Consider the following 11381-nt stretch of genomic DNA (forward strand, 5'->3'; position numbering starts at 1 on the left):
CTGAGCGCCGGCGCCCGGACTGCGCGGCGGGACGGCTCCGGCGCGGCGGCGCGGAAGGCTAACAGGCGCGGAAGGTTAACACCCGGCCGAGCGCGGGTTACCGAGGGGGAAGGTGCACGGACGGACGGCGGCCTGGCAGACTCGTCCCGTCACCACTGCGGTCGACAATGTCGACCGCCTGTCAGCGCGGAGGTACCCATGCCCGGCCCGATCCAGTCGCTCTCCCGGGCCGCCGCGATCATGCGCCTGCTGGCCGGCGGTGAGCGCCGGCTGGGACTGTCCGAGGTCGCGACGGCGCTGGACCTGGCCAAGGGCACCGCGCACGGCATCCTGCGCACGCTGCAGCAGGAGGGCTTCGTCGAGCAGGATCCGGAGAGCGGCAAGTACCAGCTGGGCGCCGAGCTGCTGCGGCTGGGGCAGAGCTACCTGGACGTGCACGAGCTGCGGGCGCGGGCCCTGGTGTGGGCGGACGACCTGGCCCGGGCGGCCGGCGAGACCGTGTACCTGGGGGTGCTGCACCAGCAGGGCGTGCTGATCGTGCACCACGTGTTCCGGCCCGACGACACCCGGCAGGTGCTGGAGGTGGGCTCGATGCAGCCGCTGCACAGCACCGCGATCGGCAAGGTGCTGGTGGCCTACGACCCGGTCGCGCGCGGGGAGTTGGGCGATGGGCCGTACGAGTCGTACACCGTGCGGACGTTGACCGAGGCGAACGACCTGGACGCCGAGTGCGCGCTGATCCGCGAGCGCGGCTGGGCGGACTCGATCGAGGAGACCTGGGAGGGCGTGGCGTCGATCGCCGCGCTGATCCAGGACCGGCGGCGCAACCCGGTGGGCGCGGTGTGCGTCAACGGGCCGGTGGAGCGGGTCTGCGAGGACGGCTTCGTGAAGCCCTCGCTGGTGGCCTCGGTGCGCAGCGCGGCGCGGGCGATCTCCCGCGATCTGGGTGCCGGGCGGTTCTGACCGCAGCGGTCGATTCGTCACGCTGAGGCGCGGACGGGCGGTGAGCCTGTCCGCGCCTTGGCGTTTTGTCCCGATTCGGGGCACTCCGCTGGGTAACTTCGGGGGACCCACCGAGGGAAGGGTCACAGCTGCGTAACCCCGCCTTGACGCGGGGCCGACCTGGGGAGGAAGCTTCCGCATGACGGTCGACATTGTCGAACGATGGCCGGGAAGATCACTCCCACAGCGCGCTCACCCGCACCGGGATCGACCGGCCGCCTGCCCCCACCCGCACTTCGGGCCATGACAAGGGAGTCTTTGTGTCCGCGTTCTCCAACGGCGACGTCTTCGTCGGCGAAACCCTCGGCACCGCCGCCCTGATACTCCTCGGCGGTGGCGTCTGCGCCGCCGTGACCCTCAGGAAGTCGAAGGCCTTCAACGCCGGCTGGCTGGCGATCACCTTCGGCTGGGGCTTCGCGGTCCTCGTCGCCGCCTACATGACCGGCGAGAAGTCCGGCGCCCAGCTCAACCCGGCCGTCACCATCGCGCTCGCGGTCAAGAGCGGCGACTGGAGCCAGGTGCCGCTCTACATCGGCTCCCAGATGCTCGGCGCGATCATCGGCGCCGTGCTGGTCTGGCTCACCTACCTCGGACAGTTCCAGGCCAACAAGGAGCCCACCCTCGGCATCTTCTCGACCGGGCCCGAGATCCGGAACCCGGTCCAGAACGTGATGACCGAGGTCATCGGCACCTTCGTGCTCTGCATGGCGATCCTCACCCTCAGCCCGAAGCTCGGTGCCGGCGGCACCGCGGTCGTAGCGATCGTCGTGGTCAGCCTCGGCCTCTCGCTCGGCGGCCCGACCGGCTACGCCATCAACCCGGCCCGTGACCTCGGCCCGCGCATCGTGCACTCGCTGCTGCCGATCCCGAACAAGGGCGGCTCCGACTGGTCCTACGCCTGGGTCCCGGTCGTCGGCCCGATCCTGGGCGGCCTCGCGGCCGGCGGCGTGTACAACGCCCTGTTCTAAAGGCCCGGTTGAAAACAGCCGAGCACGGGGACTGACCGGACGTACGGCCACCGAACGTCCGTGTCAGGCCCACCCACCCCGTAACCCCCCGAACTTGAGCCGAGGACCCTCCACATGACCTCCACTGGCAACTACATCGCCGCGATCGACCAGGGCACCACCTCCAGCCGCTGCATCATCTTCGGCGCCGACGGCCGGATCGTCTCCGTCGACCAGCAGGAGCATCGGCAGATCTTCCCCCAGCCCGGCTACGTCGAGCACGACGCCGCCGAGATCTGGACCCGGGTGCAGTCGGTCGTCCGCGGTGCGCTGGAGAAGGCCGGGCTGACCAAGGACGACATCCGCGCGATCGGCATCACCAACCAGCGCGAGACCACCGTCCTGTGGGACAAGAACACCGGTGAGCCGGTGCACAACGCACTGGTGTGGCAGGACACCCGCACCGAGGGGCTCTGCCGCGAGCTGGGCCGCAACGTGGGCCAGGACCGCTTCCGCCGCGAGACCGGCCTCCCGCTGGCCAGCTACTTCGCCGGCCCGAAGATCCGCTGGCTGCTGGACAACGTCGAGGGCCTGCGCGAGCGCGCCGAGGCCGGCGACATCCTGTTCGGCACCATGGACACCTGGGTGATCTGGAACCTCACCGGTGGTGTCGACGGCGGCAAGCACGTCACCGACGTGACCAACGCCAGCCGCACCATGCTGATGAACCTCAAGTCGCTCGCCTGGGACGAGAGCATCGCCGAGTCGATGGGCGTGCCGATGGCCGTCCTGCCGGAGATCCGCTCCTCCGCCGAGGTGTACGGCGAGGCCGTCGGCGACCTGGCCGGCGTCCCGGTCGCCTCCGCGCTCGGCGACCAGCAGGCCGCGCTGTTCGGCCAGACCTGCTTCAACGAGGGCGAGGCCAAGTCCACCTACGGCACCGGCACCTTCCTGCTGCTGAACACCGGCGAGAAGATCGTCAACTCGTACCACGGCCTGCTGACCACCGTCGGCTACCGGATCGGCGACCAGGCCCCGGTGTACGCGCTGGAGGGCTCGATCGCCGTCACCGGCTCGCTCGTCCAGTGGCTGCGCGACCAGCTCGGCATCATCTCCACCGCCGCCGAGATCGAGACCCTCGCCAACACCGTCGAGGACAACGGCGGCGCCTACTTCGTCCCGGCCTTCTCCGGCCTGTTCGCCCCGTACTGGCGCTCCGACGCCCGCGGTGTGATCGCCGGTCTGACCCGGTACGTCACCAAGGGCCACCTGGCCCGGGCCGTCCTGGAGGCCACCGCCTGGCAGACCCGCGAGGTCGTCGACGCCATGCAGAAGGACTCCGGGGTCGAGCTCACCGCCCTCAAGGTCGACGGCGGCATGACCAGCAACAACCTGCTCATGCAGAACATCGCCGACGTCCTGAACGCCCCGGTCGAGCGCCCGTACGTGGCCGAGACCACCGCCCTCGGCGCGGCCTACGCGGCCGGACTCGCCGTCGGCTTCTGGAACGACCTCGACACCCTGCGGGCCAACTGGCACCGCGCCGCCGAGTGGACTCCCCGCATGGACGAGGACACCCGGGAGCGTGAGTACAAGAAGTGGCTCAAGGCCGTGGAGCGCACCATGGGCTGGGTGGAGGAGGAAGAGAACAACTGACCGACAAGCCGGTCGGGGCCCCGGGCCCCGACCGGCCGGTTCCGTTTACACCGGCCCGCCGCACCGGGCCGACCGGCCTCTCCCGCAGAGGCCGCACCGCACACGAGAGGAGTAACGGCGCCGCCCGACCAGCGCGCCGTACACAACCACCATGGCAACCATCCCGACCCTGGGCGCCGAGCGCACCGCCGGCCGCACCGCCTCCCGCGCCGAGACCCGTGAGCTGCTCGGCAAGGCCACCTACGACCTGCTGGTGATCGGGGGCGGCATCCTCGGCACGGCCGTCGCCTGGACCGCGTCCCAGGCCGGCCTGAAGGTCGCCATGGTCGACGCCGGTGACTTCGCCGGCGCCACCTCCAGCGCCTCCTCCAAGCTCGTCCACGGCGGTCTGCGCTACCTGCAGACCGGCGCGGTCAAGCTGGTCGCGGAGAACCACAAGGAGCGCCGCGCGCTCTCCACCGACGTGGCCCCGCACCTGGTCAACCCGCTGACCTTCTTCGTGCCGGTCTACAAGGGCGGCCCGCACGGCGCCGCCAAGCTCGGCGCGGGCGTGTTCCTGTACTCGGCGCTGTCCGCCTTCCGCGACGGCATGGGCCGGGTCTCCACCGCCGCGCACGCCGCCCAGCAGGTGCCCGCGCTGCGCACCGAGGGCCTGCGCTCGGTGGCCGTCTACGGCGACCACCAGATGAACGACTCGCGCGTCGCGGTGATGACCGTGCGCGCCGCCGTCGACGCCGGCGCCGTGGTGCTCAACCACGCCGAGGTCACCGGCCTGCGCTTCACCGGCGGCCGGGTCACCGGCGCCGAGCTGCGCGACCGCCTGGACGGCACCGAGTTCGGCGTCGACGCCCGCCTGGTGCTCAACGCCACCGGCCCGTGGGTCGACCACCTGCGCAAGATGGAGGACGCCGGCGCCGCGCCGTCGATCCGCCTCTCCAAGGGCGCCCACGTCGTGGTCAAGCGCCGCTCGCCGTGGCGCGCCGCGCTGACCATCCCGATCGACAAGTACCGCGTCTCCTTCGCCATCCCGTGGGAGGACCACGTCCTCCTCGGCACCACCGACGAGGAGTACACCGGCGACCCGAAGGACGTCCGGGCCACCGACGCGGACATCGACCAGATCATGGGCGAGGCCGCGCACGCGATCCGCGACGAGCACCTCGACCGCGACCTGGTCACCTACTCCTTCGCCGGCCTGCGCGTGCTGCCCGGCGGCCCGGGTGACACCGCCGCCGCCAAGCGCGAGACCGTCGTCACCGAGGGCCGCGGCGGCATGCTGTCGGTCTCCGGCGGGAAGTGGACCACCTACCGCCACATCGGCCGCACCGTGCTGGAGAAGCTGGCCCACGTGCCCGGCACCAGCCTCGGCGAGGACATGTCCCCGATCGCCCCGACCGTCCCGCTGCCGGGTGTCGGCGCGCCGAACGCGGTGGCCCACCGTCTGCTGATCGACCGGGAGCCGGGCTCGCGGATGGAGCCGCTGGTCGCCAAGCACCTGGCCAGCCACTACGGCACCCTCTCCTTCGAGATCGCCCGCATGATCGACGAGAACCCGGAGCTGGGCCGGCCGATCCACGAGGACGGTCCGGACGTCTGGGCGCAGGTCGCGTACGCGGCCGAGAACGAGTGGGCGTACACCGCCGACGACGTGCTGCGCCGCCGCACCACCATGACGGTGCGCGGGCTGGACACGCCGGAGATCCGGGACGAGGTCGAGGCCTTCCTCGCCAAGCGCGGGACCAAGTAGGCACTGCTGTACGGCGGGCGGGCGTTCGGGGTTTCCCCGGGCGCCCGCCCGCCGTTTCGCCGGATGACGGCGCCCGCCTCGATCTCGGCCTCGGCGAGGGCGCGGACGGTGGCGTAGCCGGGCGTCCGGTTCGCGATGTCGCGCAGGTCGAGCGAGGTGGCCGGCAGGTGGACGCGGGCGTCGGTCAGGCCGGGCAGTGCGGTGCCGCCCCGGGTGTCCAGGACCCGGACGCCCTCGGCGGCGGCGGCGGACGGGCGGTGCGGTGGCCGAGGAGCTGATGGCGGCGACGGCCGCGGTGCCGTCCGGGCCGCTCGGGGCCCGACCGGGACCGGTCCGGCCGCTTCAGGGGAACGCCGCGGGGCGGCACCCGTACGGTACGGGTGCCGCCCCTCTGTGGCGGTGTGTGCGAGGCGCGAGGCGCGCTAGATGAGCATGCTCAGCGGCAGGATCAGCGCTATCGCGACCACCGAGATGATCGTCTCCATCACCGACCAGGACTTCAGCGTCTGCCCGACGCTCATCCCGAAGTACTCCTTCACCAGCCAGAAGCCGGCGTCGTTGACGTGCGAGAGGAACAGCGAGCCGGCGCCGATCGCGAGCACCAGCAGGGCCGCGTGGGTCGAGGACATGCCGGCGGCGAGCGGGGAGACGATGCCGGCCGCGGTGATGGTGGCGACCGTCGCCGAGCCGGTGGCCAGGCGGATCAGCACCGCGATCAGCCAGCCCAGCAGCAGCGCGGAGATGTGCCACTTCGCGGACCAGTGGCTGACCATGTCGCCGACGCCCACGTCGATCAGGGTCTGCTTGAAGCCGCCGCCCGCGCCGACGATGAACACGATGCCGGCGATCGGGCCGAGCGCCTTGCCGACGGTGTCGGAGATCCGCGCCTTGTCGAAGCCGGCCGCCTTGCCGAGGGTCAGCATGCCGAGCAGGGTCGCGGCGAGCAGCGCGATCAGCGGGGAGCCGATGAAGTCGAACACCCGCTGGCCGACCGCCTTCGGGTCGTCGATCACGACGTCGGCCAGGGCCTTGCCGAGCATCAGCACGACCGGCAGCAGGATGGTCGCCATGACCGCGCCGAAGGACGGGGTGTGCTCGCGCTTGGCCGTCTCCTCGGGAGTGACGGCGGTCGGGACCTCCAGCGGGCCGACCCAGCGCTCGGCGACCCGGGCGAACAGCGGACCGGCGATGATCAGGGTCGGGACGGCGATCAGCAGGCCGAGCGCCAGGGTGATGCCGAGGTCGGCCTTCAGGGCGTCGATGGCGACCAGCGGGCCCGGGTGCGGGGGCACCAGGCCGTGCAGCACCGACAGGCCGGCCAGCGCCGGGATGCCGACCCGTATCAGCGGCACGTTGCCGCGGCGGGCGACCAGCAGCACGATCGGGATCAGCAGGACGACGCCGACCTCGAAGAACAGCGGCAGGCCGAGCACCGCGGCGATCAGCGCCATCGCCCACGGCAGCGCCTTGTTGCCGGTCCGGGACAGCACGGTGTCCGCGATGATGTTGGCGCCGCCGGAGTCCGCGAGCAGTTTGCCGAGCATCGCGCCCAGGCCGATCAGCAGGCCGACGCTGGCCACGGTGGAGCCGAAGCCCGTGGAGAAGCTGCTCAGCAGCTTGTCGAAGGGGGCGCCCGCGACGGCGGCCAGCAGGCCGGAGCCGAGCGTGAGGGCGAGGAACGGGTGCAGCTTCAGCTTGGTGATCAGCAGGACGATCACACCGATGCTGAGCAGCACCGCGATCAGCAGCTGGGAGTTGCTGCCGGTGTGCGGCAGGGCCGGTGGGGCGGCCGCCAGGAGGGTGGGGGAAAGGCTGCTCACGCGAGGTCTCCATTGACAGGCCGCAGCAGTGCCACGGCCTTCTCGACGAGTTCTTCGGGGGACGGGCCCACGTCCAGGACGGCGCCGTGCTCGTCCGCGCCCAGGGCCTCCAAGGTGGCGTACTGGGATCCGAGCAGCGACGTCGGCATGAAGTGGCCGGAGCGGTGGGACAGCCGGTCCTCGACCAGCTGGTGACCGCCGCTGAGGTGCAGGAAGAAGGCGTCCGGGGCGTCCGCGCGCAGGATGTCGCGGTAGCCGTGCTTCAGCGCCGAGCAGGTGACCACGCCGCCGGTGCCGGCCTCGGTGCGCTCCCTGAGCCAGGCGCCGATGGCGCGCAGCCAGGGTTCACGGTCCTGGTCGTCCAGCGGGATGCCGGCGGACATCTTGGCGATGTTGGCCGGCGGGTGGAACTCGTCCGCCTCGGCGAAGGGGAGATCGAGGCGGTCGGCCAGGAGGCGGGCCAGCGTGGTCTTGCCGACACCGGAGACGCCCATCACCACGACGGTGCGGGGGGCGTCCGAGAGGGATCGGTTCTCGACGTTGAGAGCCATGGGTGGTGCTCCTTCGTTGCAGGCCGCCACTATCGCTTCAAAGATATGACGTATTCAAGTAGCAGAAACCAAATCGTCATACTTTTGCCGTGTGGGCTCGATCGCAGTGCATCCGGTGGCGGCGGAGGCGGCCGGGAGACCTCGGCCCGGGGCGTCTAGGCTGGGCGGATGGAGATCCAGGGGCTGCCCGGTCGGGTACTTGACGAGCTCGGGCCGGCGATCGCGTCCGGGGAGATCCCCGAGGGCGCGGTGCTGCGCGGGGAGGACCTGGAGGAGCGGTTCGGGGTGTCCCGGACGGTCATCCGGGAGGCGGTGCGCGTCCTGGAGGGGATGCGCCTGGTGGCGTCCCGACGGCGGGTCGGGATCACCGTCCAGCCGAAGACGCTCTGGGACGTCTTCGACCCGATGGTGATCCGCTGGCGCCTGGCCGGCGCCGACCGGCCCGCCCAGCTGCGCTCGCTCGGCTCGCTGCGGATGGCCGTCGAACCGGCCGCCGCCGCACTCGCCGCGACCCACGCGACCGACGACGACCGGCGCGAACTCAGCTCGCTGGCCGTGGAGTTGACGGTCTCGGCGCGGGAGGCCGACCTCGCCACCTTCCTCGGGCACGACATCGCCTTCCACGCCCTGGTGCTGCGCGCCTCCGGGAACGAGATGTTCGCCCACCTCGGGGACACCGTGGGAGCGGTGCTCACCGGACGGACCGAGTACCATCTGATGCCCCATCAGCCGGAACCGTACGCGATCCGGCTGCACCGGGAGGTCGCCGACGCGATCTGCGCGGGCGACGCCGTGCACGCCGAGCAGGCGATGCGGACGATCGTCACGGGCGCCCTGGAGGAGCTCAACCAGCAGCTGGGGTGAGCCCGCGGCGCCGCCTGCCCGGATGACACGATTTGGCGGCAGTTCGGTGGATTCGGACGCATGGTCCGGGTTCGACCGGGGCAGAGTGAGCAACGGGGGGCGCGTTTCGCGTGCGCCCGTTCCTCGTCCGCCACCGGATTCGCGCCTGGGGGTCGCCCGATGTCCGTGCCACGCCGCCGTCGCCGCCTGCCCGACGAGGTGCGCTCCGCGGCCGTCCGGGCGGTGCTCTGCCTGGCCTTCACCCTGGTGGGCGTGGTGGTCGCGACGCTGGCCTCGTACGCGGGGAGTTGGCTGATGACGCCCGCGCTGATGGCGATGGGGCTCGGGGTGTTCGGCACCATGTGGTGCCTGCTGGAGATCCTGATCTCCCGCCAGGTCGCCGCCCAGCGGATGCGCGGGCCGAACTCCGCCTCCCCGATGGCGGGCAGCCGGGCCGCCCCCGAGCCGCTGGCCGCCCGGCCGTTCCCCCGGACCGGCGGGGCCGCGCAGCAACACCCGCAGCAACACCCGCGGCAACACCCGCAACAGCCGCCGCACCAGCGCCGGTTGGCCGACCGCTAGGACGGGCCTGACACGCCTCAGGGCACCACCCGGTAGTGGGTGGTGAGCCGGGCCTCGTCGTCCAGGACGTGGAAGGCGAGCATCGGCGGATGGTCGAAGGTGATGCCGCGCCCGCCCTCGCAGGGCAGCGTGACCGTGGAGACCACGCCGGGCGCGACCAGCACCGGCAGGCCGGCGAAGGTGGTCGCGGCGGCGGTGTGGGAGTGGCCGCAGAGCAGTGCGGCCACCCGGGGGTGGCGGCGCAGCACCTGCGCCAGGCGGGCCTCGCCGAACTGGCGGATCCGGTCGACGCTCGGGACGTGCAGTTCGACCGGCGGGTGGTGGAAGGCCACCAGGGCGGGCAACTCCTGCCGGCCGGACGAGAGTTGGCCATCCAGCCAGTCGAGGGTGGCGTCCGCCAGCAGACCGTCGTGCTGCTCGGGTATCGAGGAGTCGAGCATCAGCACGTCGGCGCCGGGCAGCCGGTGCGACCGGTTGACCGGATCCGTCGACGGCTGCTCGCCGAGCAGCACCTGCCGGTAGGGCGCCCGGATGTCGTGGTTGCCGGGGCAGGTGAGCACCGGGTGCCGCGAGTTCAGCACCTCGGCGACCTGCTCGTACTCCTCGGGCAGGCCGTGGTCGGCGAGGTCGCCGGTGACCAGCACCGCGTCCAGCGGGCCGGGCAGGGCGTCGAGGTACGCCATCACCTGCTCGGCCCGCCGCCGGGCCCGCTTGCCGGCGTCCCGGCGGTGGACCTGGCCGAGGTGGATGTCACTGAGGTGCGCGATCGTCAGCATGGCGATCACGCTAGCCAGTTCACGGCTGGGCGGGAACCTCCGCGGGGCGCTTGAACATCCGGGTGGCGGTGATCTCGCCGTGGATGGTCGGGCCGTCCGGGTCCTGCGGGGCGGGCAGGCCGGGGCGCAGGTGCTCCTCCACCGAGATGTACTTGAGGCCGGCTCGCAGGTCGGCGTCGTTGCGCAGCCGGATCACCAGCGGGAACTCGGCGAGCGCGGTGGTGTCGAACAGGCCGGTGGTGTAGATCAGCTGGACGCCGAGCGCGTCCGCCACCGCACGCTGGAGCTCCAGCAGGTAGGTGGCGTTGGCGCGGCCGATCGGGTTGTCGAGGAACAGCGTGCCGGCGTGCCGCAGTTGGGACTGGCCGCGGTCGTTGGCGCGCAGCGCGGCCATCGTGCAGTAGAGCGCGATGGCGGCGGTGAGCAGCTGGCCGCCGGAGAAGACGTCGGACATCTGGCCGACGCTCACCCGCTCGGCGCGCAGCACCGCGTCGGGCTTGAGGATCTCCACGCTGACGCCCTTGGGGCCGATCGCGGCGGCGACGCCGCGCAGCAGCAGTGACATGCCGTCCCGGCGCAGGTCGCTGTTCTTCCTGACGGCGGCGCGGGTGGCCTCGTCGATGACCTCGCCGAGGCGTTCGACCAGGGTGGCGTGGTCCGGGTCCTCGAAGCGGATCCGCAGGAACTCCTGGCCGGACCACTCCCCGAGGCCCTCGGGCAGCCGGGACAGCCGCTGGGCGGCGCGCAGGGTGGTGAGCGAGGACTCGACCAGTCCGCGCAGCCGGTCCACGATCGAGCCGCGGTTCTTCTCCAGCTGGGTCAGCTCGTCGGTGAGCACCCGCAGCCGGGGGGCGAAGGCGGCGGCCCAGGCGGCGGCGTGCTCGGGCAGCGCGGAGGCGGGCAGTTCGCGGATCTGCTGGCGGGCGGGGGTGCGGACGGCCTCGTAGCGGGCGGCGTTGGCGTGCCGGACCAGCGCGTCGGAGGCGTCGCGGACGGCGAGTTCGGCGGAGGACAGCTCGCCGGCGGCCGTGCGCAGGGCGCGGCGGGCGTCGGTGGAGGCGTTGCGGGCCTCGGGCAGCGAGCCGAGGTAGGGCTCGACCGGCTGGGCGTCGTCCTCCAGCTCCCGCAGGCCGTCGCGGAGCTGGCCGGCGAGTTCGTCGAAGTCGGCGGCGGCGGACTGGGCGGTGTCGAAGGTGCGCTGGAGGTCGGCGTGCGCGGTGCGGGCGGCGTCCACGGCCTCACGGCACTCGGCGAGCCGGCTGGTGGCGGTGCGCAGCAGGGTCTGGGCGTGCTCGGGGTCGGTGGGGACGAGCTCCTCGGGCAGCTCGGTGTGCGCCTCGCCGTCGGCGGGGGCGGAGCGTTCGGCCTCGCCGCGCAGCCGGCCGAGCTGTTCGCTGGCGGCGGCCGAGCGGGCCTCGATGGTGGCGACCAGTTCCTCGGCGCGGGCGGCGGCGGCC

General features: G+C 72.4%; 9 protein-coding genes and 1 pseudogene. 6 read left to right on the forward strand and 4 right to left on the reverse strand.

The window, feature by feature from the left end:
• Positions 1-198 precede the first annotated feature (198 nt).
• The 4 genes from BG452_RS17960 to BG452_RS17975 all read left to right on the forward strand — a co-directional run bounded on the left by BG452_RS17960 (position 199) and on the right by BG452_RS17975 (position 5352).
• Positions 199-963, forward strand: a complete 765-nt coding sequence (locus BG452_RS17960) for an IclR family transcriptional regulator (protein WP_188305332.1) — start codon at positions 199-201, stop codon at positions 961-963.
• Positions 964-1262: 299 nt separating this feature from the next.
• On the forward strand, positions 1263-1970 hold the full coding sequence (locus tag BG452_RS17965) for an MIP/aquaporin family protein (RefSeq protein ID WP_188305333.1): 708 nt from the start codon (positions 1263-1265) through the stop codon (positions 1968-1970).
• Between the two features lie 114 nt (positions 1971-2084).
• On the forward strand, positions 2085-3605 hold the full coding sequence (gene glpK / locus BG452_RS17970) for a glycerol kinase GlpK (protein WP_188305334.1): 1521 nt from the start codon (positions 2085-2087) through the stop codon (positions 3603-3605).
• A 151-nt stretch (positions 3606-3756) separates the two neighbouring features.
• The gene (locus BG452_RS17975) at positions 3757-5352 is read left to right on the forward strand and encodes a glycerol-3-phosphate dehydrogenase/oxidase (RefSeq protein WP_188305335.1); all 1596 of its coding nucleotides are present in this window, start codon (positions 3757-3759) and stop codon (positions 5350-5352) included.
• 422 nt (positions 5353-5774) lie between these two features.
• On the opposite strand, the gene BG452_RS17980 is transcribed toward BG452_RS17975, so the two are convergent.
• Together BG452_RS17980 and BG452_RS17985 are read right to left on the reverse strand one after the other, a co-directional pair.
• Entirely contained in the window at positions 5775-7172 is a 1398-nt protein-coding gene (locus BG452_RS17980; RefSeq protein ID WP_188305336.1) for a gluconate:H+ symporter, read from the reverse strand.
• Positions 7169-7723, reverse strand: coding sequence for a gluconokinase (locus BG452_RS17985; RefSeq protein ID WP_188305337.1), 555 nt, complete (start codon positions 7721-7723; stop codon positions 7169-7171). The genes BG452_RS17980 and BG452_RS17985 overlap by 4 nt, the downstream gene beginning before the upstream one ends.
• A 168-nt stretch (positions 7724-7891) precedes the next feature.
• Here BG452_RS17985 and BG452_RS17990 point away from each other — a divergent pair, with 168 nt between their 5' ends.
• Entirely contained in the window at positions 7892-8587 is a 696-nt protein-coding gene (locus BG452_RS17990; protein WP_188305338.1) for a FadR/GntR family transcriptional regulator, read from the forward strand.
• A gap of 159 nt (positions 8588-8746) precedes the next feature.
• Entirely contained in the window at positions 8747-9148 is a 402-nt protein-coding gene (locus BG452_RS17995; protein WP_188305339.1) for a hypothetical protein, read from the forward strand.
• A 17-nt stretch (positions 9149-9165) separates the two neighbouring features.
• Here the strand turns inward: BG452_RS17995 and BG452_RS18000 are convergent, their stop codons facing one another.
• Together BG452_RS18000 and BG452_RS18005 are read right to left on the reverse strand one after the other, a co-directional pair.
• A complete protein-coding gene (locus BG452_RS18000; protein ID WP_188305340.1) occupies positions 9166-9924 on the reverse strand; it encodes a metallophosphoesterase in 759 nt (252 codons plus the stop codon).
• Between the two features lie 19 nt (positions 9925-9943).
• A pseudogene (locus tag BG452_RS18005) lies at positions 9944-11381 on the reverse strand (hypothetical protein); the annotation flags it as partial.

The organism is Streptomyces sp. CBMA123, from assembly GCF_014596465.1.
Classification (GTDB): Bacteria; Actinomycetota; Actinomycetes; order Streptomycetales; family Streptomycetaceae; genus Kitasatospora.